This is a genomic window from Streptomyces sp. NPDC052687, from assembly GCF_040678395.1.
GTDB lineage: Bacteria > Actinomycetota > Actinomycetes > Streptomycetales > Streptomycetaceae > Streptomyces.
Window position 1 is genome coordinate 1 of record NZ_JBFATR010000037.1, and the last position, 25,694, is coordinate 25,694.

Annotated in this window: 20 protein-coding genes; 17 read left to right on the forward strand and 3 right to left on the reverse strand. The window is 74.3% G+C overall.

The window, feature by feature from the left end:
* Positions 1–504: 504 nt before the first annotated feature.
* Positions 505–1,056: an SMI1/KNR4 family protein gene (locus AB0K92_RS24830; protein ID WP_365926235.1), complete on the forward strand. Its 552-nt coding sequence runs from the start codon at positions 505–507 to the stop codon at positions 1,054–1,056.
* An 84-nt stretch (positions 1,057–1,140) separates the two neighbouring features.
* Here AB0K92_RS24830 and AB0K92_RS24835 read toward each other — a convergent pair whose 3' ends face one another.
* Positions 1,141–1,341 (reverse strand): hypothetical protein, encoded by a 201-nt coding sequence (locus AB0K92_RS24835; protein ID WP_365926237.1) that lies wholly within the window; start codon positions 1,339–1,341, stop codon positions 1,141–1,143.
* Between the two features lie 193 nt (positions 1,342–1,534).
* Between AB0K92_RS24835 and AB0K92_RS24840 the strand changes: the two genes are divergently transcribed.
* The 4 genes from AB0K92_RS24840 to AB0K92_RS24855 all read left to right on the forward strand — a co-directional run bounded on the left by AB0K92_RS24840 (position 1,535) and on the right by AB0K92_RS24855 (position 7,281).
* On the forward strand, positions 1,535–2,803 hold the full coding sequence (locus tag AB0K92_RS24840; RefSeq protein WP_365926239.1) for a histidine kinase: 1,269 nt from the start codon (positions 1,535–1,537) through the stop codon (positions 2,801–2,803).
* Positions 2,804–3,061: 258 nt separating this feature from the next.
* A complete protein-coding gene (locus AB0K92_RS24845) occupies positions 3,062–3,712 on the forward strand; it encodes a hypothetical protein (protein ID WP_365926241.1) in 651 nt (216 codons plus the stop codon).
* A 3-nt stretch (positions 3,713–3,715) separates the two neighbouring features.
* Positions 3,716–4,396, forward strand: coding sequence for an RES family NAD+ phosphorylase (locus AB0K92_RS24850; RefSeq protein ID WP_365926243.1), 681 nt, complete (start codon positions 3,716–3,718; stop codon positions 4,394–4,396).
* A gap of 2 nt (positions 4,397–4,398) precedes the next feature.
* Positions 4,399–7,281, forward strand: a complete 2,883-nt coding sequence (locus AB0K92_RS24855) for a CHAT domain-containing protein (RefSeq protein WP_365926245.1) — start codon at positions 4,399–4,401, stop codon at positions 7,279–7,281.
* Between the two features lie 7 nt (positions 7,282–7,288).
* Here AB0K92_RS24855 and AB0K92_RS24860 read toward each other — a convergent pair whose 3' ends face one another.
* On the reverse strand, positions 7,289–9,124 hold the full coding sequence (locus AB0K92_RS24860) for a caspase family protein (protein WP_365926247.1): 1,836 nt from the start codon (positions 9,122–9,124) through the stop codon (positions 7,289–7,291).
* Positions 9,125–9,494: 370 nt separating this feature from the next.
* On the opposite strand from AB0K92_RS24860, the gene AB0K92_RS24865 reads away from it, so the two are divergent.
* The 3 genes from AB0K92_RS24865 to AB0K92_RS24875 all read left to right on the forward strand — a co-directional run bounded on the left by AB0K92_RS24865 (position 9,495) and on the right by AB0K92_RS24875 (position 12,429).
* The gene (locus tag AB0K92_RS24865) at positions 9,495–10,454 is read left to right on the forward strand and encodes a hypothetical protein (RefSeq protein WP_365926249.1); all 960 of its coding nucleotides are present in this window, start codon (positions 9,495–9,497) and stop codon (positions 10,452–10,454) included.
* Positions 10,455–10,527: 73 nt separating this feature from the next.
* A complete protein-coding gene (locus tag AB0K92_RS24870) occupies positions 10,528–11,205 on the forward strand; it encodes a response regulator transcription factor (RefSeq protein ID WP_365926251.1) in 678 nt (225 codons plus the stop codon).
* Positions 11,206–11,247: 42 nt separating this feature from the next.
* Positions 11,248–12,429: a cytochrome P450 gene (locus AB0K92_RS24875; protein WP_365926253.1), complete on the forward strand. Its 1,182-nt coding sequence runs from the start codon at positions 11,248–11,250 to the stop codon at positions 12,427–12,429.
* 163 nt (positions 12,430–12,592) lie between these two features.
* Here AB0K92_RS24875 and AB0K92_RS24880 read toward each other — a convergent pair whose 3' ends face one another.
* Entirely contained in the window at positions 12,593–13,615 is a 1,023-nt protein-coding gene (locus tag AB0K92_RS24880) for a Gfo/Idh/MocA family oxidoreductase (RefSeq protein ID WP_365926254.1), read from the reverse strand.
* 103 nt (positions 13,616–13,718) lie between these two features.
* Between AB0K92_RS24880 and AB0K92_RS24885 the strand changes: the two genes are divergently transcribed.
* The 9 genes from AB0K92_RS24885 to AB0K92_RS24925 all read left to right on the forward strand — a co-directional run bounded on the left by AB0K92_RS24885 (position 13,719) and on the right by AB0K92_RS24925 (position 25,662).
* Positions 13,719–14,483: a GntR family transcriptional regulator gene (locus AB0K92_RS24885; RefSeq protein WP_365926256.1), complete on the forward strand. Its 765-nt coding sequence runs from the start codon at positions 13,719–13,721 to the stop codon at positions 14,481–14,483.
* 228 nt (positions 14,484–14,711) lie between these two features.
* Positions 14,712–15,683, forward strand: a complete 972-nt coding sequence (locus AB0K92_RS24890) for a sugar ABC transporter substrate-binding protein (RefSeq protein ID WP_365926258.1) — start codon at positions 14,712–14,714, stop codon at positions 15,681–15,683.
* Entirely contained in the window at positions 15,680–16,717 is a 1,038-nt protein-coding gene (locus AB0K92_RS24895) for an ABC transporter permease (protein ID WP_365926260.1), read from the forward strand. Before AB0K92_RS24890 ends, AB0K92_RS24895 begins: the two co-directional genes overlap by 4 nt.
* Positions 16,684–17,508 carry an ATP-binding cassette domain-containing protein gene (locus tag AB0K92_RS24900; protein ID WP_166005374.1) on the forward strand — a complete coding sequence of 275 codons (825 nt, stop codon included), beginning with the start codon at positions 16,684–16,686 and terminating at the stop codon, positions 17,506–17,508. Before AB0K92_RS24895 ends, AB0K92_RS24900 begins: the two co-directional genes overlap by 34 nt.
* Before the next feature lie 131 nt (positions 17,509–17,639).
* Positions 17,640–18,785, forward strand: coding sequence for an ROK family glucokinase (locus tag AB0K92_RS24905; RefSeq protein WP_166003075.1), 1,146 nt, complete (start codon positions 17,640–17,642; stop codon positions 18,783–18,785).
* Positions 18,782–19,378 carry a sugar kinase gene (locus AB0K92_RS24910; protein WP_365926263.1) on the forward strand — a complete coding sequence of 199 codons (597 nt, stop codon included), beginning with the start codon at positions 18,782–18,784 and terminating at the stop codon, positions 19,376–19,378. Before AB0K92_RS24905 ends, AB0K92_RS24910 begins: the two co-directional genes overlap by 4 nt.
* Positions 19,379–19,555: 177 nt before the next feature.
* Entirely contained in the window at positions 19,556–22,477 is a 2,922-nt protein-coding gene (locus tag AB0K92_RS24915; protein WP_365926265.1) for an SNF2-related protein, read from the forward strand.
* Entirely contained in the window at positions 22,474–24,705 is a 2,232-nt protein-coding gene (locus AB0K92_RS24920; RefSeq protein ID WP_365926267.1) for an SWIM zinc finger family protein, read from the forward strand. The genes AB0K92_RS24915 and AB0K92_RS24920 overlap by 4 nt, the downstream gene beginning before the upstream one ends.
* A 75-nt stretch (positions 24,706–24,780) precedes the next feature.
* A complete protein-coding gene (locus AB0K92_RS24925; RefSeq protein ID WP_365926269.1) occupies positions 24,781–25,662 on the forward strand; it encodes an SUKH-4 family immunity protein in 882 nt (293 codons plus the stop codon).
* The last annotated feature ends 32 nt before the right edge of the window (positions 25,663–25,694 follow it).

Here is a 25,694-nt window from a genome sequence, read left to right on the forward strand (position 1 = left end):
CGGTCCGGCAGCAACGGCTCAATGCGTGCCCACTGGGCGTCAGTCAACGACACACCCAGACCAACGATCCGATGATCCGAAGGAAACGGCCTAGGTCGTTTCTGGGCCCTTCGGTTACCGGGTGGACAACGACGAGGTCTACCGCATGCCGGAAACCGGCCCATGGGGCAGCTACGGGGACCCCACCATCTTCGCTTACAACGCCCACGCCCATCCGGTGCTTCAGTCCGATGACCGCCGGACGCTGTCCGCAACGTCAACAGCTTCGACAGCACCGTCTCGGCCACCGGCACCCACTACCGGGATCCGAGCGTGTACAAAACCCGGTTCATTCCCTTCCGGCTGGTACCTTCCACCCACATCACGCGGACCAGTGAACAGTTCCAGCTCGTCGAGTGATGCAGCGGATGCCCACGTCAGTTGGATGACTCTGATCAGCGGTGGCGCCGTGCGCGCCAGGCGCCGCCGCTGTCGGCTCGGCCGGTGAGGCCAGGAGGACGCCCCGTGGAACTGCCCCCCATCAGCGCGTCATGGCACCGGATCGAAAACTGGCTGCACGACCGTGAGCGCCTCCGGGAGTTGGCTCCTCCGGCCACGCACCAGGCCATCACCCAGCTGGAGCACCACCTCGGGGCTGCGGTTCATCCCGACCATGCGCAGCTCCTGCTCGGCCACAACGGCAGCGGAGGTTTCGCACTTCCGCCCCACTACGAGATTCTCAGCACTGACGAGATCGTCGCCGTCTGGCAGATCAAGCGGGCTGTCTGGGCGAACGAGCCGCGCCCCTACGGCCCTCACTGGGTTCCTTTCGCCTCCGACCGGGCCGGGGGCGTCCTGTACCTGGATGCCACCCGGCCGCACCAAGGCATTCAGGAGCACGACAAGGAAGGTGCCTCAGCCCTGTCGTCGCACGTCATGTGGGCGTCCCTTCCCTCGCTCATGCACCACACCGCCGATGCTCTGGAATCGGGCCACGTCCTGGACCGTTACCGGCGGTCCGGCGAGGACGGCGATCTCCTGGTGTGGGACGTTGTGCTGGACACTCCCGACGCATGAAGGGCATCTGCTGGCCCTGGGGCCTGTGCCGTCCGGTCGGGCAGACCTCATCGACTACGACCGCTGAGCCGAACACCGGTCGGATCAACGGGACTTGCGGCTCTCCGCCGCGGCGAACAGCGCGCACGCCAGCACCAGCAGCGTCACGCTCACGAAGAGCCCGTAGTCGTCCAGGAAGGCGACGCGCGACACGAGTCCGCCTTCCCAGTCGGTGAACTCCTGCAGCAGACCCATCACGCCCTGCACCAGGGCGACGAATCCGAGAAACTCCAGCAAGGTCTTCATGGCCAGGACTCTCGCCCCGCGGACCCCCACACGTAATCGGCCGCGGGGCGGGACCCCCTCGACGGAAGTCGCCGCCCGCGGCGCCCTGCCCGCGCCCATCGGCACCGACCGGTACGACTTCCGTCGCAAACCGCGCGACTTACGTCGCCCGCCGCGCGAACCGGGCCCTCACCCCTGGCGCGCCTGCGTACATTTGCCGACCGTGAAGGACGACAGCACGGCACCGCACGGGCCGGCGTTCACGGGACGCCGGTGGCTGTTCCCGTCCGCCGTGATCGACGAACTCGACACCGACGGAACGCCCCCCGGACGGCCCGGCCGGCGGCCCCGCCGCACCGCGCGCGACTGGGTCGTCGACATCACCTGCTTCCTGATCTCCGCCCTCATCGGCCTCGCCAGTGCGGAGACCGTCTCCGGCGACCCCGGCGTCCCGCCCGGCCTCGCCGTCGCCGACCAGGCCCTCGGCGCCCTCGCCTGCGCCGCGGTCTGGCTGCGCCGCCGCCATCCGGTCGCGCTCGCCGCCGCCCTGACCGCGCTCGGCCCGGTCTCCGTCACCGCCGGCGGAGCCGGCCTGGTCGCCCTGTTCACGCTCGCCGTGCACCGGCCCTTCCGGTACGTCGCCTGGATCGGCGGCGCCTCCCTCGTGCTGATGCCGTTCGTGCTGTGGCTGCGCCCGGAACCCGGCCTGCCGTACGCGGCGGCCGTCGTGCTCACCGCGCTGCTCACCCTGTCCGCCATCGGCTGGGGCATGTTCGTCCGGTCCAAGCGGCAGCTCATGCTGAGCCTGCGCGACCGCGCCCGGCGGGCCGAGACGGAGGCCCGGCTGCGCGCCGAACAGGCCCAGCGGCTGGCCCGCGAGGCCATCGCCCGCGAGATGCACGACGTCCTCGCCCACCGGCTGACCCTGCTCAGCGTGCACGCCGGCGCGCTGGAGTTCCGGCCCGACGCCTCCCGCGAGGAGATCGCCCGCGCGGCCGGCGTGATCCGGGAGAGCGCCCACGAAGCCCTCCAGGACCTGCGCGAGATCATCGGCGTGCTGCGGGCGGGCGAACCGGACGACGCGGGCCGCCCGCAGCCCACGCTCGGCGCCCTCGACACGCTGGTCGCCGAGTCCCGCCAGGCCGGCATGAAGGTCACCCTCGTCCACCAGGTCGCCGACCCGGCCGCCGTACCCGCTTCCGTGGGCCGTACCGCCTACCGCATCGTGCAGGAAGGCCTCACCAACGCCCGCAAGCACGCCCCCGGCGCCGAGGTCACCGTCCGCGTCCTCGGCGCCCGGGGCGACGGCCTCACCGTCCTCGTCGCCAACCCGGCCCCCGACGGCGACGTCCCGCCCGTCCCCGGCTCCGGACAGGGACTGATCGGCCTCACCGAACGCGCCACGCTGGCCGGCGGACGCCTGGAGCACGGGCCGCGCGGCGACGGCGGGTTCGAGGTGCGGGCCTGGCTGCCGTGGGGCTGAGCCGACCGTCCGGCGCGTGACCGGACCTCGCCCGGACACCGCCCGGACTTCGCCCGGGTGACGCCCGTCGAACAGCCCTCCTCGACCCCACCGCCGCCAGTAGCGTGGACAGAGGCCGGACAGACGCCCTGCGCACCCGAACGACGCGATCACCTGACCCCCAGACCACTTGAACCGGGCGACCAGGCGGCGACCCGACCACGCGACGACCTGATCACGCGACGACGAGAGAGGGCACAGGCTGCGGTGAATCCCTTCATGCTCCTCGGCGCCGTGGCGGCCGACTGGACCCGGCTGTCCCGCCTGCTCGACCCCGCCGCCCGGCGCGAACTGGGCGACGCACTCGCCGAGTTACGTGCCGCGACCGCCGAGGGCGGAGCCGACGCCGGCCGGCGGTCGGCCGCCGACCGGGCGGCGCGGACCGTCCTGGACGGCCTCCCGCCCGAGGAGGCCGACCGCCTCCACCGGGACGGCGCGGCACAGCGGTTCACGGGACCGCCCGCGACGGCCGTCCACCAGGGATACGGCGCCCTGGACCTGACCCTCCTCGTCCTCGACGGCAACCCGATGGTCGGCCCCCTCCTCGGCCCCGTCCGCCGGCGCCTGCTGGCGCAGCCGTCGCTGCCGTGGACGGAACGCGCCGACCCGCGCCTGATCGTCCTGACCGCCGACGACGGCGAACGACGGCTGCCGCTCTTCCAGTTCGAGGCAGCCGACATGCCCTGGCGGATCGTCCTCGACGTCAACTCCCTGCTGCGCGCCGGCACCGACCCCTGGGGCGTCGCCGACTGGTGGCTGTCGCCCACCACATGGTGGGCCGACACCCCGGCGGACCTGCTGGGCTGCGGCCGGGACGAGGAACTGCGCGGCGCGGCACGCGAACTGGCCGCCGTCGCGGGGGAGGGCTGAGCCGTGGGCAAGTACCCGCCGCCCGACACCCCGCCCGGCGAACCGTCCCGCGCGGTGCTGCGCGCCGGCACCCCCCTGTTCCGCGTCCACTCCACCCACCGGGACCCCACCGCGTACAACACCCGCCGGACCCACCCCTTCTACTACGGCGGCCGCTTCGACAGCACCCCCTTCGACCCGTACGGCTACCTGTACGTCGGCTTCGGTGTCGGCGCCGCCGTCAGCGAGGTGCTGCTGCGCTCCCTGCCCTTCGACGGCGGGCACGGCCCCCGGCTGCTGCCGCGCGTCGCCTTCGAACGGCGCAGCCTGTCCTTCCTGCGCCTCGCCGCCGACATCGAGGTCGTGTCGCTGATGGGCGGCGCCGACCTGGCCGCCGTGGCGCAGGACGCGTGGCTGGTGCACGCCGAGGGCGCCGACTACCCGCAGACCCGCGACTGGGGCCACTGGATCCGCCGGCAGACCAAGACCTGGGCCCAGGGCTTCGTCTGGCCGTCGAAACGCGAGCCCGCCGACCGGGTCGCCGTCCTCTTCGACGACCGGGGCGAGGCCCCGCTGCTCGAACCCACCGGCGCCGCCCCCGTCGACTTCGGCACCGAGGAGGGCGAACGCTGGCTCAACGGCGTGCTGGCGCCGTACCGGACGCAGACCGCGCCACGACGGCCACGGCGCAACGAGGAGTTCTGACAGTGCCGCGCACACCGTACGACCTGGACGCCCTGCAGCTCGAACTGCGGCAGAGCGGAGCACTGGAGATCGTCGACGCCGAGGATCTGGCCCGGCACGCCGCCCTGGTGCTGGAACGGCTGGGATGCGCGACCGCGCGCGAGGCCTACGACATGCTGTACGAGGACTGGCGTGCCCTGCCGCGCGGCACCCCGGAGTCCGGGATGCGCGCGGGGCAGATCCTCGTCCTGCTGGCCACCCTGGTGCTGGACCAGCCGGTCGCCGACAGCCGCCGCGAGGAGGAACTGCTGCGCGAGGCCGAGCGGTACGGCCCCCAGGACGCACGCTGGCAGGCCGGCGTCCACCTCACGACCGGTGCGGCCACGGTCCAGCGGACCGGCGACCCGGCCGGGATGGAGGCGGCCCTCGCCCGGCTGGAGAAGGCGCGCGCCGCCTGGCCGCCCGGCAGCCGCGAGCGGGACGCGCTGGACGTGAGCCACGCCGGACTGCGCGTCCAGCTCGCCCAGCTCGCCGGGGGAGAGGAGGACTTCGACTCGGCCGTCGAGGACCTGGCCCGGTTGCGTGACTCGCCCGCGTTCGGCGAACAGGACCGGCTGGTCATGGACGCGCAACTGGCCGTCTTCCGCTCCCATCAGGCGGCCCGGCGGGAGGACGAGGACGCGCTCGCCGGTCATGTACGGGAACTGGAGACGGTCCTCGCGCGGTTGTCGCCCCGTCACATGGACCGGCCGAACCTGGAGGCCTATCTCGAATCGCTGCAGGGCCGGCTCGCCGAGCTCCGGGCCCGGCGTACGGGCGAGGCGTTCACCCTGCGGGATGTCACGCGCCCGGCGGCACTGGACGACGTACGCCGTCGGATCGCGGCGCTGCCCCGCAACCTGCGCGTCGACCGGCTCGGCGAAGTGGGCCTCGTCCGTGTCGTCCGCGCGATGACGGAGGGGGACCACCAGGGCGCCGTCGAGGCGTTCGGCCTCCTGGAAGAGGCCATGGACCTGCTGGAGCCCGACGACGAACGGTGGCTGCGCAACGCCGGTGTCCTCGGCCTCGGCCACTGCTCGCTCGGGTTCCTGTCCGTGGCCCCCCGCGCGGACCGCCCCGGCCACGTGGACCAGGGCATCGCCTGGCTGCGGCACGCGCACCGGCTCGCCGGCGGACCGGAGCACCCGATGTACGGCAACCTCGGGATGGCCCTGGCCACCGCCTGCCGGTTCCGCGGCGACCTGCGGCACCCGCGGGACGCCCCGGCCAGGCGCCGCGACCACGAGGCGGCGAGAAGGATCGGCCGCGACGCCCTGCGCGCCTCGGCGTGGCAGGTGATGCTCCAGTCCGGTACGGCGCACGCCGCGGAGACCGCCCGCTGGGCCGGCCGCAACGCGCTCGACGTGGCCCGCTGGTGCCTCGCGGACGGCGCCCACGCGGACGCCGTCCGGGCCTTGGACGCCGGGCGCGGACTGGCTCTCCACACGGCGTCCGTGGCCTCGACCGTGCCCGACATGCTGACCGCGCTCGGGCAGCCGGAACTGGCGGACGAGTGGCGCGCCGCCGGCGGCATGACCATGCCCGGCCCGGGCGGGGACGCCCTGTTCACCGCCGGCGCCACCGCCCCGGGCCCGTCCAGCCGGCTGCGCCGCCGCGTACTGCGGGCCCTGGCCGCGTCCCCGCTGCGGCAACGACTGCTGGAGGCGCCCGCGCCGGAGGAGATCGGCGCGGCCCTGCGCACCATGGGCGCCTCCGCCCTGGTGTACCTGGTGCCCGGCAGCACGGACGAGCCCGGCATGGCCGACCGGGTGCTCTTCGGCCGCCGCGCGGACCGGGGACAGGCGCTGATCGTCTCCGCCGACGGCACCACGCGCGCGCTGCCGTTGCCCCGACTCCTCGTCGAGGCACCCGCCCTGGTGTCGTACCGGGCCACCGGAACCCCCGGCCGCGACGCCGGGGGACCACCCGTCGACCCCGGCCCCGAGCCACCGCCCCGCCCCGACGACACCCGCGCGGCGCTGGAGCGGCTGTGCGAGTGGGCCGGTACGGCGGCGATGGGCCCGCTCCTGGACGCGCTGCCGCGCGGTTTCGGCCGCGTGCCGTCCCTCGTGCTCGTCCCCATGGCGGAACTCGGCGCCGTACCCTGGCACGCCGCCCGCCTCCCCGGACGGCGCCGCAGCACGCACGGCTACGCCTGCCAGGAGGCCGACATCTCCTACCTGCCGTCCGCGCGGCTGCTGTGCGAGGTGGCCGCCCGCCCCGCCGGGAGGTCCCGGCAGGCTCTCGTCGTCGGCAACCCGACCCACGACCTGCACCACGCGGGCGAGGAGGCCGAGGCCATCCACCGCGCCTTCCACCCGGACGGCGACCTCCTCGGCCCCGGCACCGCGACCCCCGCCGCCGTCACCGACTGGCTGCGCCGGCAACGCGGCGGGCTGCTCCACCTCGCCTGCCACGGAGTGGTCCGCCAGGGCGAGCGGCACAGCGCCTATCTCGCCCTGTCGGGCGGGCGGCTGGCGGCCGAGGAACTCACCGAGGGCGCCGACCGCTACCGCCACCTCGACCTGGTGGTGCTCGCGGCCTGCCGCACGAACGTCTCCGGCCACGGCTACGACGAGGCGTACAGCCTGGCCACCGCGTTCCTCGTGGCCGGCGCCCGCTCCGTGATCGGCTCCCTGTGGCCCGTGCCCGACGAGGCGACCTCCCTGCTGATGTACATGACCCATCACTTCATGAGCCGCGACGGCCTGCCGCCCGGACCGGCGCTGCGCAGCGCCCAGTCCTGGATGCTCGACGACCGACGGCAACCGCCGCCCGGCATGCCGGACCGGCTGCGCGCCCGCGTCCCGTCCATCCGCGGCGACGACCTCACCGCGTGGGCGGGCTTCACCCACCTCGGCTGGTAGGCCCGTGTCAGGGGACCTGTGTACGCACGTCGACGTGGACCGTGCCCCAGCGGCCCACGCCGGCGGCCGGGCCGCCCGCGTCCCGGCCGCCCGACGGCCCGGCCAGCCGCAGCAGCCCGTCCCCGGCGGCCGACCCGCCGCGGGCGGCCTGCGGGACCTCCGACGACCAGGCGTCCAGCCGGAACGGGGCGAGGTTCAGTTCGTTCTCCGCCGCGATCACCCTCAGCCGGTCCCGGGTGAACGCACCCGGCACCACGGCGCTGCCGCGCGGCAGGTACAGCCACACCGGCTGCCCCCGCATCGCCCGCCCGGCCCGGCCGGGCCCCACGAAGTCGCCCGGGTACAGCTGCGGCGAGCAGGCGTAGCTGTCGGTCAGGTCGAGCAGGACGCACCACAGCGGCACGCCGGAATCGTTGTGGACGCGCACCCCCACCTGGGGCGGCCGGTGATCGGGAGTGTACGAGCAGACGATCTCCCCGTCGGCCGTGCGCCGCAGCCGCCCCACCGGCGTCTCCTCGACCGTGACCCGGATCAGCGACGACAGCCACGGATCGGGGTTGACGAGGTCACGCAGACGATGCCAGTGCGTGAGATGGGTCAGACAGGCGGCGACGCGTTCCGCGTCGCCCGGCGACCGCAGCGGCAGCGCGGGCAGCGGGCGTCCGGCGGCCCCGGACACCCGGGCCAGGCCGTCCCGGACCGCCACCCGCAGCGGCAGCCCGTCCCCGCCGAGAGACAGGGCCGGTGCCGCCTCGACGGCCCGCGCCACCAACCGTACGGCGGCCGGGTCCCCGGTGACCGTGACCGCCGCGGGCGGGAACGCCAGGGCGGAGGGCGTCACGCCGTACACCGACTCCCGGTCGCCGGGCGACGGCAGCCAGCCGGCCGGCCTCACCAGCGCCGACTCCGCCCGCACTTCGCACGCCACCACCCGTCTCGGAAAGGCGCCGTCGCCGAGCAGCGTGAACTCCGCCCCCGCCGCGCGCAGTCCGTGCGCCTGACCGCAGTCCACCTCCCAGCCCGCCGCCGTGTATCGCAGGTGGAACGGCGAGGAGGGAAGCGTGTCGCCGTACAGGAAGCGCGCGTTCTCCAAGCCGCGCAGCTCCGGGTGCTGTCCCGGCACCAGATCGCGTACGCGCGCCTCCACGCGCGCGTGCAGCGTGCCGTACGTGGGGTCGGGGCCCAGCCGGGCGAGGGCGCCGAGCAAGGCGTGGCTGAAGTGGCCGCGGACCTCGTCGCCGAGCCGGTCCTCGTGGGCGCCCTCCTGCGGCCGGCAGGCCGCCAGCAGGACGTGCTCGCGCGGCTGCGGCCCCGGACCGCCGGCCCCGCGCGCCCCGCCCGGTTCCGGGGTACGCCACCACGGCCGCCAGGACACGCTCCGCGCGGTGCGGCCTGGAACGACGTCACGGGTGGCTCCGCCCGCGTGACAGCAGTCGAGGACGGCGACCACATGGGTGCCCCGCGCGGCGATCCGGTCCAGGAGCACGCCGAGTTCGGCGTCCTGGAGCAGCGGCTGCCCGCCGGCGGCGAGGCTGTCGTGGCACACCAGGGCCTGCGCCCTGCCGGTCGCCTCTTGGGGATCGTCCGTGTCCCGCTCGCTGCCGTGGCCGCTGAACCACAGCAGGGCCGTGTCGCCCGGGCCGCCGCGCCCGAGATGGTCCTCGATGCCCGCGAGCACCGCCGCGCGGGTGGCCTCCCCGTCGAGGAGGGTCCTGATCCCGCAGGCGAGCGCGCTGCGCTCCCGCAGCCATTTCTCCGCGGCCCGGACGTCGTTGACGCAGCCTCGCAGGCGCGCGCCGGGATAGTCGTCGATGCCCACCAGCAAGGCGTACACGGTCCGCATGCGGCGATCCTGCCAGGGCGCGGCGGGCCGGGTGGGGCGTTTGCGGGGCGAACGCCGGGCGAGTACCGGGCGAGTCCGGGCGCACCCATGTCCTCATCGGCTCTGGCCAGTTGACAGTGGTGCGGCACGGCACGGCACGGCACGGCACGGCACGACACGACGGCCGCACAGCCGGCCGGCCGGCCGGACACGACGACAGCAGGACCCGACGACAGCACGACGTGGGTCAGGGCGACAGCGCGGAGTGCGACACGCACAGCACGCGAGCACGCAGGCACGCGAGCACGACGGAGAGGACAGCAGGGTGAACTCGGGGGGACGCGATCCGTACCAGCCGTCATGGCCACCACCCCCGCGGCGCGGACCGCACGTGCCGCCGCAGCCCGGCCCCTACGGCCCGTACCCGCCCCATGGGCGCGGCCCCTACCGGCCGCCGCAGCCGCACGCGCCGCTCCTGCGCCGGCTGAGCGCGGACGAGTGGCCGCCGCTGCGGGAGCTGCTGCGGGGGACACGGGGGCAGGGGCGGGGCTGCTTGTGGATGCTGATGCTCTTCACGTGCGCCGGGGGTGTGATCCTGCCCCTGATGGCCGGATATCCCCTGCTCCGCTCGGGCCACAACAAGGCCCGGCGCGTTTTCCCGCGCGAGCACCACCGGATCGTCGAGCCCGACGTGATCCGGGCGCAGCAGGCGCGTGCCTGGACGGCAGCCGCCATGTCCTTCGTCATCCTGACGGTGTACGGCAGACCGGAGGACATCGAGCAGGCGCAGCAGCAGTACTTCCTGCGCCTCGGGATCGCTCCGTGGCTGCTCCTGCTCAGCGCGCCGGCCGTGGTGGCCCTGCTGCTGCGCTGGGCCGTCCCGGAGGCCCGGCAGGCCATGCGGCGGAACCTGCGCGCCGCCGGCCGTTCGGCCCTGTGGTACTTCGGGACCGCGACGTGCGTGCCGCTGCTGCTCCTGCTGGGGTTCGGCGTGTCGCGCTTCGCGCAGGACGCCGGCCCGACGGCGCGCTACCTCGCCTTCGGCCTGATGTGCGCTGAGCTGGCGGCCCTGGTGTGGGCGGGCGGTTTCCTGGTGTTCGCCACGGGGCCCGCCGTCCGCGGCGCCTTCAACACCGCGCAGGTGCACGCGGCGCTTCCCGCCCTGCTCACCGGCGTCATGGTGTGGGAGTTCACGGCGATCAGCGTCGTGATCGGCGGTCCGCCGCCCGGTCCGCCGCTGGTGCAGATCGCCGCCCTGATCGGCGGCCCCGCGTCGGTGACGGCCGTGGCCTGGTGGGAGATCCACCGGCTGCGCACCCGGCACGGGGTGGTGCTGCGCGGGGCGGCGTGATCCCGCGTGGGGCGGCGTGATCCCGCGCGGGGCGGCGTGATCCCGCGCGGGGCGGCCGTGATTTCGTAAGCCCATGACTGCGATCCGACTGCTCCTCGTCGACGACGACCCCTTGGTGCGGGCCGGCCTGTCCTTCATGCTGGGCGGGGCCGGCGACATCGAGATCGTCGGCGAGGCCGCCGACGGCGACGAGGCCGTGGCGCAGGTCGCGCGGACCCGCCCGGACGTGGTGCTCATGGACATCCGGATGCCGACGGTGGACGGTCTCACCGCCACCGAACGGCTGCGCTCCCGCGCTGACGCCCCGCAGGTCGTGGTGCTCACCACGTTCCACGCCGACGACCAGGTGCTGCGCGCCCTGCGCGCGGGCGCCGCCGGATTCGTCCTCAAGGACACCCCGCCCGCCGAGATCCTCGACGCCGTGCGCAAGGTCGCGGCGGGCGACCCCGTGCTCTCGCCCGCCGTCACCCGGCAGTTGATGGCCCACGCGGCGGGCACCGCCGACGTCCGGCGCACCCGCGCGCGGGAGCGCATCGCCGACCTCGCCGAGCGGGAACGCGAGGTCGCCGTCGCGGTGGGCCACGGCCTGTCCAACGCCGAGATCGCCCAGCGGCTGTTCATGAGCGTGCCCACCGTCAAGACCCACGTCTCCCGCATCCTCGCCAAGCTGGACCTCAACAACCGCGTCCAGATAGCCCTGCTGGCGTACGACGCGGGACTCCTGGACGCGGACGACCCCGCCGGGCACTGATCGGGGCGCCCGTCCGTTGACGGGGTGACAGGAGGGACAGACATGGGGGACTTGATCGATCTCGCCGCCCACGGCGACGCGTTCCGCACCGACCCGCACCCGGTGTACGCCGAGCTGCGCGCGCGGGGCCCGGTGCACCGGGTGCTGCTGCCGGCGCCCGAGGGGTACGAGACCTGGCTGGTGGTGGGGTACGAGGAGGCGCGCGCCGCGCTCGCCGACCCGCGGCTGTCCAAGGACGCCAGCCGGATCGGCATCACTCCGCTCGACCAGGAGCTGATCGGGCCGTATCTGCTGGTCGTCGACCCGCCGCGGCACACCCGGCTGCGCTCGCTCGTCACCCGCGCGTTCACCGCCCGCCGGGTGGAGGAGCTGCGGCCCCGGGTGCAGAGGATCACCGACGACCTGCTCGACGCGATGCTCCCGCTCGGCCGCGCCGACCTCGTCGAGTCGTTCGCCTTCCCGCTGCCTATCACCGTGATCTGCGAGCTGCTCGGCGTGCCAGAGCTGGACCGGGCGGGCTTCCGCGCGCTGTCCACCGAGGTCGTCGCCCCGACGAGCGCGCAGAGCGGCAACGACGCGGTCGCCCGCCTGGGCACCTACCTCACCGAACTGATCGAGGACAAGCGCCGCACCGGTCCCGGCGACGACCTGCTCGGCGCGCTCATCGGCACCACCACCGAGGACGGCGACCGGCTCTCCCCGGAGGAACTGCGCGGCATGGCCTACCTGCTGCTGATCGCGGGCCACGAGACGACGGTCAACCTCATCACCAACGGGGTGCACGCCCTGCTCACCCACCCCGCCCAACTGGCCGCGCTGCGCGCCGACATGACGCTGATGGACAGCGCCGTGGAGGAGATGCTGCGCTGGGAGGGGCCGGTGGAGAACGCCACCTTCCGGTACGCCGCCGAGCCGCTGGAGATAGGCGGCACCCGCATCGAGGCGGGCGAGCCCGTCATGATCGGCCTCACCGCGGGCGACCGCGACGACGCCCGCTATCCCGACGCCCACCGCTTCGACATCCGCCGCGACCCCCGCGGTCACCTCGCCTTCGGCCACGGCATCCACTACTGCCTGGGCGCACCCCTGGCCCGGCTGGAGGCACGCACCGCCATCCGCTCCCTCCTCGACCGAGCTCCGGACCTCACCCTGGACGGACCGCCCGGCGACTGGCTGCCGGGCATGCTGATGCGCGGCATGCGGAGCCTGCCGGTGCGCTGGTGACCACCCCACCCACCGGCCTCACTCACCGACCGGACCCTGCCCGCGGCGCCTCGTCCCTCGATCCGCGATGCAGACGCCGCGCCCTGGTACGCGTACGCCTTCCGCGCCCCGCCGGCCGTGATCTCCCGGTGCGCCCGCCGGCCGTACCTCCTGGCGCGCCCGCCTACCGGAACACCGCCTCCGCCCCGCCCGGGATCTCCGCCAGCCGTACCGGTCTGCGCTCGCGGCGTGAGCGTTCGCAGGCCTCGGCGATGCGCAGGGCCTGCAGCGCCTCGCGGCCGTCGCACGGGTTGGGCCGCTCACCCCGTACGACCTCCACGAAGGCGGTGAGTTCGGCCTGGTACGCGGGTCCGAAGCGCTCCAGGAAGCCGGTCCACGGCCGGGACGCGGCGGGCGGCCCGGTGGGCTCGGTGGACGCGATCGGGGTCCGGTCGTCCAGGCCGACGACGATCTGGTCCAGCTCCCCGGCCAGCTCCATGCGGACGTCGTAGCCCGCCCCGTTGAGCCGGGTGGCGGTCGCCGTGACCAGGGTGCCGTCGTCCAGGGTGAGCAGCGCCGCGCCCGTGTCGACATCGCCCGCCGCGCGGAACATCGGGGGACCGGCGTCGGACCCGGCTGCGTACACCTCGACCACCTCGCGGCCGGTCACCCAGCGGGCGATGTCGAAGTCGTGGATGAGGGTGTCGCGGAACAGCCCGCCGGACAGCGGCAGGTACTCGGCCGGCGGCGGGGCCGCGTCGGAGGTCATGGCCCGCACGGTGTGCAGCCGCCCGAGCCGCCCGGCGCGGACCGCCTCGCGCGCCCCCGTGTACCCCACGTCGAAGCGCCGCTGGAACCCCATCTGCAGGACGGTCCCGGCCGCCTCGACCTCGGCGAGCGCGTGCAGTGTGCCGGGCAGGTCGAGCGCGATCGGCTTCTCGCAGAACACCGGCAGCCCGGAGCGCGCCGCCCGCCCGATCAGTTCGGCGTGGGCCGCGGTCGCCGTGGTGATCACCACCGCGTCCACCCCCCACCGGAAGATCTCCTCCACACCGGGCGCGGCCGTCTCACCCAGCCGGTGGGCCAGCTCCTGGGCCCGCGCGGGCTCCGTGTCCGTCAGGATCAGGGAGCCGACGTCGCGATGGCGGCTGAGCGTGTTCGCATGGATGGTGCCGATGCGGCCCGTACCGATGACCCCGATGCGCATGGAATCACGGTGGGGGCGGAGCCACCCCACTGTCAATCCGAATGTCCGGACAATCGGACTACACAACTTCCCGTCAACCAGTCGTGAAAGCTACGCTCGGCCCGTGCCGAAACCAGATGTCGACCCGACCGTCCAGCTCGACCTCAGTGTGGACCGCAGCTCCCCGGTCCCCCTGTACTTCCAGCTGTCCCAGCAGCTGGAGTCCGCGATCGAACAGGGGACGCTGACCCCGGGCAGCCTGCTGGGCAACGAGATCGAGCTGGCCGCCCGGCTCGGCCTGTCCCGGCCCACCGTCCGCCAGGCCATCCAGTCCCTCGTCGACAAGGGACTGCTGGTGCGCCGCCGCGGCGTCGGCACCCAGGTCGTGCACAGCCAGGTCAAGCGCCCCCTGGAGCTGAGCAGCCTCTACGACGACCTGGAGGCGGCCGGCCAGCGTCCCGCCACGAAGGTGCTGGTCAACACGGTCGTCCCGGCGTCCGCCGAGGTAGCCGCCGCGCTCGGGGTCGCCGAGGACAGCGACGTCCACCGCGTCGAACGGCTCCGGCTCGCGCACGGTGAGCCGATGGCGTACCTGTGCAACTTCCTGCCGCCCGGTCTGCTCGACCTGGACACCGCGCAGCTGGAGGCCACCGGCATGTACCGGCTGATGCGGGCCGCCGGGATCACCCTGCACAGCGCCCGGCAGTCCATCGGCGCCCGCGCCGCCACCGCCGCCGAGGCCGAGCGGCTCGGCGAGACCGAGGGCGCCCCGCTGCTCACCATGCAGCGCACCACCTTCGACGACACCGGCCGTGCCGTGGAGTACGGCACCCACACCTACCGCCCGAGCCGCTACTCCTTCGAGTTTCAGCTCCTCGTACGGCCCTGAACCGGTGCCCCGGCGCACGCTCCCGCAGGCGCCGCTGTTCGTCGCAATGTCCGGACAAGGTGACCGATTCGTGCTCCCCGGTCACGAGGGGCACGATCCCCGTGTTCGATACTGGGGCGTTTGGGGCCGGTGAGGTGACCGGTCCGGACGCACGAAGAACGACGTATCGACGAACGCAGCAAGAAGGGCACGGCCTCGGCACGGTTTCGGACCTGGGTAGGCATCGCGGTGGCAGGGGCACTGACACTGTCCCTCGCAGGGTGCAGCAGCACCGGCGGCAAACGCGCCGAGGACGCCCGCAAGGCCGCGGCCGCCCGGGGAAAGGCGGCGGTGACCACCCCCCGCTGGACCTTCGCCATGATCACCCACTCGGGTGACGGCGACACCTTCTGGGACATCGTCCAGAGCGGCGCGAAGGAAGCCGCCGCCAAGGACAACATCAACTTCCTCTACTCGCACGACGACGAGGCCCAGCAGCAGGCCCAGCTCGTCGACGCGGCCATCGACAAGAAGGTCGACGGCATCATCGTCACCCTCGCCAAGCCCGACGCGATGAAGGCCGCCGTCGCCCGCGCCGTCAAGGCCGGCATCCCCGTGGTGACCGTGAACTCCGGTTCCGAGGAGTCCAAGGAGTTCGGCGCGCTCACCCACATCGGCCAGGACGAGACCATCGCCGGCCAGGCCGTCGGCGAGGAACTGAACAAGCGCGGCAGGAAGAAGGCGCTCTGCGTCCTGCACGAGCAGGGCAACGTCGGCCACGAGCAGCGCTGCGCCGGCGTGAAGGACACCTTCGACGGCACGGTGCAGAACCTCTACGTCACCGGAACCAGCATGCCCGACGTGCAGTCCGCCATCGAGGCCAAGCTGCAGACCGACAAGAAGGTCGACGCCGTCGTCACCCTCGGCGCCCCCTACGCCGACACCGCCGTCAAGGCCAGGCAGGGCGCGGGCAGCGACGCCGAGATCGACACCTTCGACCTGAACGCCAAGGTCGCCGCCGGCCTCAAGGACGGCACCCTCGGCTTCGCCGTCGACCAGCAGCCCTACCTCCAGGGCTACCAGGCCGTCGACCTGCTGTGGCTGTACAAGTACAACGCCGACGTCCTCGGCGGCGGCAAGCCCGTGCTCACCGGCCCGCAGATCATCACCAAGGACCAGGCCGCCGCCCTGGAGGAGTACACGAAGCGGGGCACCCGATGAGCGCGACCACCACCACCGGCGACGAACGCCTGCTGCGCACCTCACCTGTGCGCAAGCTGCTCGGCCGCCCCGAGCTGGGCTCGGTCGTCGGCGCCCTCGCCGTCTTCGTCTTCTTCGCCTTCGCCGCCGACAGCTTCCTGCGCGCCTCCAGCCTCAGCACCGTCCTGTACGCGGCCTCCACGATCGGCATCATGGCCGTCCCGGTCGCGCTGCTGATGATCGGCGGCGAGTTCGACCTGTCCGCGGGTGTCCTGGTGACGTCGTCGGCGCTGATCTCGTCGATGTTCAGCTACCAGATGACCGCCAACGTCTGGGTCGGCGTCGGCGTCTCGCTGCTCGTCACCCTCGCGATCGGCGCCTTCAACGGCTTCATGCTGACCCGCACGAAGCTCCCCAGCTTCATCATCACGCTCGGCACCTTCCTCATGCTCACCGGCATGAACCTCGGCTTCACCAAGCTCATCTCCGGCACCGTCTCCACCAAGACGATCGCCGACATGGAGGGCTTCCCGAGCGCCCGTGACGTCTTCGCCTCGACCCTCACGATCGGCGGCGTCGACTTCAAGATCACCATCCTGTGGTGGTTCGCGCTCGTCGCCGTCGCCTCCTGGATCCTGCTGCGCACCCGCGCCGGCAACTGGATCTTCGCGGTCGGCGGCAACCAGGACGCCGCCCGCGCGGTGGGCGTCCCCGTCGCCGCCACCAAGACCGGCCTCTACATGGGCGTCGCCTTCGGCGCCTGGATCGCCGGCCAGCACCTGCTCTTCTCGTACGACGTCGTCCAGTCCGGCGAGGGCGTCGGCAACGAGCTGATCTACATCATCGCCGCCGTCATCGGCGGCTGCCTGATCACCGGCGGCTACGGCAGCGCCGTCGGCTCGGCGGTCGGCGCGTTCATCTTCGGCATGACCAGCAAGGGCATCGTCTTCGCCGAGTGGAACCCCGACTGGTTCAAGTTCTTCCTCGGAGCGATGCTGCTCCTCGCGACCCTGCTCAACGCCTGGGTCCGCAAGCGCGCGGAGGCCACCAAGTGACGACCGACACCGCGACCCGCACGGCGCTCGTGGAGCTGACCGGCGTCAGCAAGCACTACGGCAACGTCCGCGCTCTCGAAGGCGTCTCGCTCCAGGTGCGGGCGGGCGAGATCACCTGCGTGCTGGGCGACAACGGCGCGGGCAAGTCGACGCTCATCAAGATCGTCGCGGGGCTGCACCAGCACGACGGCGGCACCCTGCGCATCGACGGCGAGGAGACCCGCCTGTCCTCCCCGCGCGAGGCCCTGGACCGCGGCATCGCCACTGTCCACCAGGACCTGGCCGTCGTCCCGCTCATGCCGGTGTGGCGCAACTTCTTCCTCGGCTCCGAACCGCGGAAGGGAACCGGCCCCTTCAAGCGCATGGACGTCGACTTCATGCGCAGGACGACGCGCGCCGAACTCCTCCGCATGGGCATCGACCTCCGTGACGTCGACCAGCCCATCGGCACCCTCTCCGGCGGCGAGCGCCAGTGCGTGGCCATCGCGCGGGCCGTGTACTTCGGTGCGAAGGTCCTCATCCTCGACGAGCCCACGGCGGCACTGGGCGTCAAGCAGTCGGGCGTCGTCCTGAAGTACGTGGCGGCCGCCCGCGACGAGGGCCTGGGCGTTGTGTTCATCACCCACAACCCGCACCACGCGTACCTCGTCGGCGACCGCTTCGTCCTGCTCCGCCGCGGGACCATGGTGGGCAACCACACACGGGACGAGATCTCCTTGGATGAACTCACGGACCAGATGGCGGGCGGAACCGACCTCGCGGAGCTACGCCGCGAACTGAAGCGTCTCTGAGGGGCGCGGGGCGTGACGATGTGCGGCTCCAGCCGCGTGGGCGCGACAGGCCACAACGGCGCCGCACCCGGCCCGCGACCGGAACCGCGCGATTCCGCACCCCGCACCCCCGTGAGGCAGAATCGGCCCCGATGAGCACCTACGGCACCTTCAGCGCCCCCATCGGCTCCCGGCGTGCCCCCGCCCTGAGAACGATCGGCACCCGGGAACGCCGCTCCCATCTGACCGCACCCCGCGTGCCCACGGTCGGCATCGACATCGGCGGCACGAAGGTGATGGCGGGCGTCGTCGACGCCGACGGCAACATCCTGGAGAAGCTGCGCACGGAGACCCCGGACAAGTCCAAGAGCCCCAAGGTCGTCGAGGACACCATCGTCGAGCTGGTGCTGGACCTGTCCGACCGGCACGACGTGCACGCCGTCGGCATCGGCGCGGCCGGCTGGGTCGACGCCGACCGCAACCGGGTGCTGTTCGCGCCCCACCTGTCGTGGCGCAACGAACCCCTGCGCGACCGCATCGCCGACCGGCTCGCCGTCCCCGTGCTCGTCGACAACGACGCCAACACCGCCGCCTGGGCGGAGTGGCGCTTCGGCGCCGGCCGCGGCGAGGACCACCTCGTCATGATCACCCTCGGGACCGGCATCGGCGGCGCCATCCTGGAGGACGGCCAGGTCAAGCGGGGCAAGTTCGGCGTGGCCGGCGAGTTCGGCCATATGCAGGTGGTGCCCGGCGGCCACCGCTGCCCGTGCGGCAACCGCGGCTGCTGGGAGCAGTACAGCTCCGGCAACGCGCTGGTCCGCGAGGCCAGGGAGCTGGCCGCCGCCGACTCCCCGGTGGCGTACGGGATCATCGAGCACGTCAAGGGCCAGATCGCCGACATCACCGGCCCGATGATCACCGAGCTGGCCCGCGAGGGCGACGCGATGTGCGTCGAACTGCTCCAGGACATCGGCCAGTGGCTCGGCGTCGGCATCGCCAACCTCGCCGCCGCGCTCGACCCCTCCTGCTTCGTCATCGGCGGCGGCGTCTCGGCCGCCGACGACCTCCTGATCGGCCCCGCGCGGGATGCCTTCAGACGGCATCTGACCGGCCGCGGCTACCGCCCCGAGGCCCGGATCGTGCGGGCCCAGCTCGGCCCCGAGGCCGGCATGGTCGGGGCCGCCGACCTCGCCCGGCTCGTCGCCCGCCGCTTCCGCCGCGCCAAGCGCCGCCGCGTGGAGCGCCACGAACGCTACGAGCGGTACGCGCAGACCCGCCGCGCCCAGGGGGCGCCGTGACCTCGGCTCCCCTGCCGCACCAGCCCGGCCCGCCCGACGAGCCGCAGCGCCCCGCCGAGGACCGCGGCCACATGATCCGCCGCCGCGCGCTGACCCTGCTCATCATCGTGCTGCTCATCGGCGTCCCGGCCGGCTACCTCGTCATCTCCGCGAACCAGAGCCGCGACAGCGGCAAGGACAAGGAGAAGAAGTACTCCGCGACCGGCCTCACCGAGGGCTGGCCGTCGAAGGTGCAGCGCCGCCTCTACCAGGTGCCGATACCGCACCCGTCGAACAAGGTCGCCTGGTACGAGACCAACAACTGGAAGACCAGCCGCCTCTACGTCCAGTTCCAGACCACGCACGACGGCCTGGACGCCTTCCTGAACGAGCTGGGCGCCGGCCGCGGCGACCTGGTCAAGGACGACATCGCCATCGGCGCCCGCGACCGTGACGTCACCGGCTGGAAGTTCACCGGCCCCGGCGCCCGGACCGGCCCGAACTACGGCCTGGTGCGCGAGCAGAAGAACCCCAAGCCGACCCAGCACGTCGTCGTGAACTTCGGCAATCCGACGTATCCGATGGTGTACGTCGTCTCGCGCACCACTCCCTGACGCAGCGGCCCCTGCCCTGGCCCTGGCCCCGCTCCGCCCCCGCTTCGGCCCCGTCTCGGCCCGGCTTCGGCTCCGCTTCGGCCCGGCCCCGGACGGCCGCCGGGGCCGATTGTCAGACCCGGCCCGTAGAGTCGAAGACGACTGATCGACGCGCACGGGCGGGAGGTGACCAGACGTATGCGCGACACGGCGACAGCCCCGGCGACCGCCGCGGCGGTGGGACCGGGGCCCGGGGGCGGACAGGCCGGTGCGCGGGTGCCCGCCGGGCTCGCGGCCGTCTTCCTTCCCGCCCCGCTGCCGCGCGACGGCCGGATCGTCTTCTGGGACCCCGACGGCGACACCCCGGCCGGCCCGCCCGCCGCCGAACCCACCGAGCTGACGGTCGTACGCCGCCACGGCTCCTCGGTGCGCCGCCGCACGACGCCCGCGCTGAGCGTCTCCCTCGACACGGCCCTGCCGCTGCTGGTCCACGCCCGGCACGACCCCGCCGCCCACCCCGCCACCGCCTGCTGGGGAGCGGCCGCCCTGCACGCCCTGCGGCTCACCGCGCGCGGCCGCCTCCTGCCCGGACTCACCCCCACCGGCCACGACGCCTGGCGGGCCGGCCCGCTCGACCCCGACGACCTGGCCCACCTGCGCGCCATCGCCGCCGCCCTGCCGTACGAGGGACACGCGGTGCCCCTGCCCGGCCCCGGCCCGCTCCGGCTGCCCGAGCCGGAAGCGCTGATGCGCGCCTTCCTGGACGCCGTCGCCGACACCCTGCCCCGCACCCCCGCCGCACCGCACACCGCCGGGCGCCCCTTCGCCGACCGCCGCCCGCAGCACCTGCCCGACGCCCACGACTGGGCCGCCGAGGTCGCCGCCGGCATGGACGCGGGCGTGCGGATCTCCCTCCGCCTCGACCTGTCGGCGTACGACCTGTTCGACACCGGACAGGACACCCCGGCGCAGGACGGCGCGAACGGCACCGACGGCTCGTACGGGGCCCGGCTGCGCCGCGCGGGCGCCGCGATCGTCCAGGTGCACGGCCTCGCCGACCCCACCCTCGTCACCGACGCCGCGGCCCTGTGGGCAGGCGAGGCGGACACCGCGTTCGGGCCCCGCGCGCGGGTCGACGCCGCTCTCGCCGTCCGCCGCGCCGCCCGGGTCTGGCCCCCGCTCGACCGGCTCGCCGACCAGGACGTGCCCGACGTCCTCGCCCTCTCCGAGGAGGAGCTGGGCGACCTGCTCGGCGTCGCCGCCGCCCGCCTGGCCGCCGCCGGAGTCGCCGTGCACTGGCCGCGCGACCTCGCCCGCGACCTCACCGCCGCCGCCGTGGTGCGCCCCGCGCCGGGCTCCGCGACCGACGGCACCGGCTTCTTCGAGAGCGAGGAACTGCTCCAGTTCCGCTGGCAGCTCGCGCTCGGCGGGGAACCGCTCAGCGAGGCCGAGATGGACGCCCTCGCCGAGGCCCACCGCCCCGTCGTCCGGCTGCGTGACCAGTGGGTGCTCGTCGACCCCGCCCTCGTCCGCAAGGCCCGCAAACGCGAACTGGGCCTGCTCGACCCGGTCGACGCGCTGTCCGTCGCCCTCACCGGCACCGCCGAGGTCGACGGCGAGACCGTCGAGGCGGTCCCGGCCGGGGCGCTCGCCGCGCTGCGCGACCGCCTGACCGCCGGCATCCGCCCCGCCGAACCCCCCGCCGGCCTGCACGCCACGCTCCGCGACTACCAGCTGCGCGGCCTGGCCTGGCTCGACCTCATGACCTCCCTCGGCCTCGGCGGCTGCCTCGCCGACGACATGGGCCTCGGCAAGACCATCACCGTCATCGCCCTGCACCTCAAGCGGGCCCGCCCCGAACCGACCCTCGTGGTCTGCCCCGCCTCCCTGCTCGGCAACTGGCAGCGGGAGATCGAACGGTTCGCCCCGGGCGTCCCCGTCCGCCGCTACCACGGCACCGGCCGCAGCCTCGACGACCTCGACGGCGGCTTCGTCCTCACCACCTACGGCACCATGCGCTCCGCGGCCCCCGTCCTCGCCGCCCACCCCTGGGGCATGGTCGTCGCCGATGAGGCCCAGCACGTGAAGAACCCGTACTCGGCCACCGCCAAGGCCCTGCGCACGATCCCCACGCCCGCGCGCGTGGCCCTCACCGGCACACCGGTCGAGAACAACCTCTCCGAGCTGTGGGCCCTGCTGGACTGGACGACCCCCGGACTCCTCGGCCCCCTCAAGTCCTTCCGCGCCCGGCACGCCCGCGCCGTGGAGAATGGCGAGGACCAGGAGGCGGTGACCCGGCTGGCCCGCCTCGTCCGCCCCTTCCTGCTGCGCCGCAAGAAGTCGGACCCGGGCATCGTCCCCGAGCTGCCGCCCAAGACGGAGACCGACCACCCCGTCCCCCTCACCCGCGAGCAGGCCGCGCTGTACGAGGCGGTGGTGCGCGAGTCGCTGCTCGCCATCGAGACGGCGGAAGGCATGGCCCGCCGGGGCCTGGTCCTGAAGCTCCTGACCTCGTTGAAGCAGATCTGCGACCACCCCGCGCTGTACCTGAAGGAGGAACCCGCGCGGGCCGGCACCGACCGCCTCGCCGCCCGCTCCGGCAAGCTCGCCCTGCTCGACGAGCTGCTGGACACCCTCCTCGCCGAGGACGGCTCGGCGCTGGTCTTCACCCAGTACGTGGGCATGGCCCGCCTCATCACCGCCCACCTCGTCGGCCGCGCGGTCCCCGTCGACCTCCTGCACGGCGGCACACCGGTGCCCGAGCGGGAGCGGATGGTCGACCGCTTCCAGAGCGGGGCCACCCCCGTCCTCGTCCTCTCCCTCAAGGCCGCCGGCACGGGCCTCAACCTCACCCGCGCGGGCCATGTCGTCCACTTCGACCGCTGGTGGAACCCGGCCGTCGAGGAACAGGCCACCGACCGCGCGTACCGCATCGGCCAGACCCAGCCCGTCCAGGTCCACCGCCTCGTCACCGAGGGCACGGTCGAGGACCGCATCGCCGAGATGCTGGCCGCCAAGCGCGCCCTCGCCGACGCCATCCTCGGCTCCGGCGAGGCCGCCCTCACCGAACTGACCGACCGGGAGCTGTCCGACCTGGTGTCCCTGCGGAGGACGTCATGAGCGAGACACCACAGGACCGGGACACCGACCCGACGGGCGCCGAACGGGAACCCCTGGAGGACACCGGGGCCGGCCGGGCACGCGCCGAGCGCCCTGGAGACGCGGCCCGCCGCGCGCTGCGGGCCGCGCGGGCGGCACACGAGGCGGAAGAGGCACGCCGCTCCTCGGAGTCCCCGCAGACCCGTGCCCTTCGTCCGGGTGACGCCGCGCGCGCGGCACTGCGCCGGGCGGTCGGGGCTAGGCGGGCTGCGGGGGAGCCGTTGGACGACGAGACGTCGGTGACCGACGCGCCGGCGCACACCACGGACACGGCGGCTCCCGACACGCCGAACACTGCCGGCCCCACGGCAACTTCCGCCGCCGGAAACACCACGGACTCCGCGCGCGAGGAAAGCGCGGCGGACGCCGCGTCCCCCCGCCCGAGCGGGCCGGAGACACCCCGCCCCGCCGACGTGGCCCGTGACGCGCTGCGCGCCGCCCGCCGGGAGCAGGAACGGGAACGCGAACGCGCGGCGGCCGCACGTGAGGCCGCCCGCGCGTCCCGCCCGGGCGCGGGCACCCGGCCGAGCCGTCCGGCGCCCTCTCCTGGAGCCGCGGCGACGAGGGAGATGGCGGCCTTCCTGGCGAACGCCTTCAGGTTGCCGGCGGGCACGGACGACCGGGCGGAGACGGACAGCACCGCCCCGCCCCGCGAGGGGCAGCCCGCCCAGCCCGCCCAGCCCGCGCCACCCTCGTCGAGCGAGGACACATCGGAGGCCGGCGCCCGCCCCGCGGCGTCCGCACACCCTCCGGCCTCGCAGCGCCCCACGGCCTCCGTGCGCCCTCCGGCCTCCGCGCGCCCCATGGCCTCCGCGCGCCCTACGGCCCCCGCACACCCTCCGGCCTCTCCCCGTCCCCTGGCCTCCGCACGCCCCCCGGCCTCCCCCCGCCCCACCGACTCGCGCCCCACCGACTCCCGCCCCCTGGCCTCCCCGCACCGCGACAGCGACCTGCGCCGCACCTTCCCCGCCTTCCCGGCCCGCCGCTCCGGGGACGGCGCCCGGTTCGCGGAGACCTGGTGGGGCAACGCGTGGATCACCGCGCTGGAGGAGGGCGCGCTGGACGCCGACCGGCTCGCGCGGGGCCGGGGTTACGCCGAGCAGGGGCACGTGGACGCCATCACGGTGACGCCCGGCCTGGTCCTCGCCTACGTCCACGGCAGCCGCCCCCGGCCGTACCGGGTGCAGATCCGGCTGCGCACCCTGGACGACGCCGACTGGGAGCGGTTCCTGGACGCCGCCGCGGACCGTCCCGGTCACATCGCCGCGCTGCTGGACAAGGAGATGCCGCACGCCCTCGCGGAGGGCGACGTCCCGCTGCTGCCCGGCCCCGGCGACCTGGAGCCCCGGTGCAGCTGCCCCGACCGCGGCCACCCCTGCAAGCACGCCGCCGCCCTGTGCTACCAGACCGCCCGGCTGCTCGACGCCGACCCCTTCGTCCTGCTCCTGCTGCGCGGCCGGGGCGAACGCGAACTAATCGACGCGCTCTCCCGGCTGAACGCCACGCGCGCGGCCCGCGCCGCCCGGGAACGCGACCCGGCGCCCCTGCCCGGCGTCCGCGCGACCGACGCCCTGGCCCCGCGCCCCCTGCCTCCGCTGCCCCCGCCGCTGCCGGTCCCCGCCCATCCGGAGCAGCCCCCGGCCTACCCGGCGGCGCCCGGCGGCCCCGACCCGCTCGCGCTGGACCAGCTCGCCACCGACGCCGCCGCCCGCGCCCACACCCTGCTCACCACGGGCCGCGACCCGGTCGCGGAGCTGACGCTGTGGCAGGACGCGGTACGGCTGGCCGCCGCCCGCCCCGGCGCCGGCCTGACCGCCGCCACCCGAGGCCTGTACGCGTCCCTCGCCGCCGCCGCGGGCCGCACCCCCGCCGAGCTGGCGCGCGCGGTGGCGGCCTGGCGGCAGGGCGGCCCGGACGGTCTCGCCGCACTGGAGGAACCCTGGGACCCGCCGGCCGGCCGTTTCGACCGCGCCCGCCCGCTGCTCCTCGCCGCCGACCTGCCCGCCTTCCGCCCCTGGCGCAACCGCCTCACCCACCCGCGCGGTCACATCCAGCTCCGCCTCGGCCGCGACGGCCTGTGGTACGCGTACGAGTCGGAACCGGGCGCGGACGACTGGTGGCCGAGAGGCACCCCGGACCCCGACCCGGTAGGCGCGCTCACCGGCCTGGGCGCCCCCGCCGACCCCTGACCGCACCCCGCGGCGGCGCGCGGCCCGGCGTCAGAGGCCCGTCGCGTCGCACAGCCCGACCAAGAGAGGGACCCGATGCCGTCCGAGACGACCCCTGCGCCGGACCCGTCCGCGCGGCACTTCGGCGTGGCGGGCATGCGCCGCTTCACCGCCCCGGACGCGTACGCCGCCGGGATCCCGGAGCCGACGCGGGAGCTCCTGGCCCGGACCGGTGTGCCGCTGCGCGTCGGCCCGTACTTCACCGCGGCCCGCGAGGACGACGCCCTGACGCTCGGCGGGTTCGCGGGCCGTCACGGCGTCACGGTCCCCGACGACATCGCCGGTGCGGTGCGCCTGGGCACCGACCGCCTGGGCCAGGTCTGCGTCGGTTCCGACGGAGCGGTACGGGCGCTGTTCCTCGGCCAGTTCGGCATGGACGACCTGTACGTCAGCTCCGGCGTGGACGCCTTCAACCGGTCGCTCGCCGCACTCGACCGCCGCATGCCGGTCATCGCGGCGGCCGGAAGCCTGCCGGTCGCCGCTGCCGCCTTCCGGGAGCTGAACGCCGAACTGCGGTCCGTGGACCCGGCCGCGTTCGCGCACCGGGAGAGCTGGTGGCCGCGCGTCCTGGACGACGTCCGCCACACCCTCAACTTCCCGTTCTCCGCCGCCTTCGCATACGTCGACGAGGGTGGCCGCAAGCAGATCGCCACGGACGCGACCGGACCCGGCCGCCCCCACCCCGAGGAACTGGTCTGGGACCGGCTCGCCGCCCAGGGCGTCCGCCCCGAGCGGGTACGACGTGTGTACGGCGAGCTCCAGCCGTGCATGATGCCCGGCCACTACTGCGCCGTCTGGCTCCAGCGGTACTTCCCCCACGCCGAGTTCACTCACAGCTTCGACTACGGCGACACCGCCGACTCCCGTGAGGAGGCCATGAAGGAACTGATCGCCCACGCCGCGCGGCAGCCGCGGTGACCGCGCCCGCACCGGCGTGAGGGGACCGTGCG

Bases quoted from the DNA above. Each gene is read 5' to 3' on its own strand.
- AB0K92_RS24835 (WP_365926237.1), bottom strand. From the start codon at position 1,341: ATGAAGACCTTGCTGGAGTTTCTCGGATTCGTCGCCCTGGTGCAGGGC.
- AB0K92_RS24845 (WP_365926241.1), top strand. From the start codon at position 3,062: ATGCTCCTCGGCGCCGTGGCGGCCGACTGGACCCGGCTGTCCCGCCTG.
- AB0K92_RS24860 (WP_365926247.1), bottom strand. From the start codon at position 9,124: ATGCGGACCGTGTACGCCTTGCTGGTGGGCATCGACGACTATCCCGGC.
- AB0K92_RS24870 (WP_365926251.1), top strand. From the start codon at position 10,528: ATGACTGCGATCCGACTGCTCCTCGTCGACGACGACCCCTTGGTGCGG.
- AB0K92_RS24875 (WP_365926253.1), top strand. From the start codon at position 11,248: ATGGGGGACTTGATCGATCTCGCCGCCCACGGCGACGCGTTCCGCACC.
- AB0K92_RS24880 (WP_365926254.1), bottom strand. From the start codon at position 13,615: ATGCGCATCGGGGTCATCGGTACGGGCCGCATCGGCACCATCCATGCG.
- AB0K92_RS24895 (WP_365926260.1), top strand. From the start codon at position 15,680: ATGAGCGCGACCACCACCACCGGCGACGAACGCCTGCTGCGCACCTCA.
- AB0K92_RS24905 (WP_166003075.1), top strand. From the start codon at position 17,640: ATGAGCACCTACGGCACCTTCAGCGCCCCCATCGGCTCCCGGCGTGCC.
- AB0K92_RS24915 (WP_365926265.1), top strand. From the start codon at position 19,556: ATGCGCGACACGGCGACAGCCCCGGCGACCGCCGCGGCGGTGGGACCG.
- AB0K92_RS24920 (WP_365926267.1), top strand. From the start codon at position 22,474: ATGAGCGAGACACCACAGGACCGGGACACCGACCCGACGGGCGCCGAA.
- AB0K92_RS24925 (WP_365926269.1), top strand. From the start codon at position 24,781: ATGCCGTCCGAGACGACCCCTGCGCCGGACCCGTCCGCGCGGCACTTC.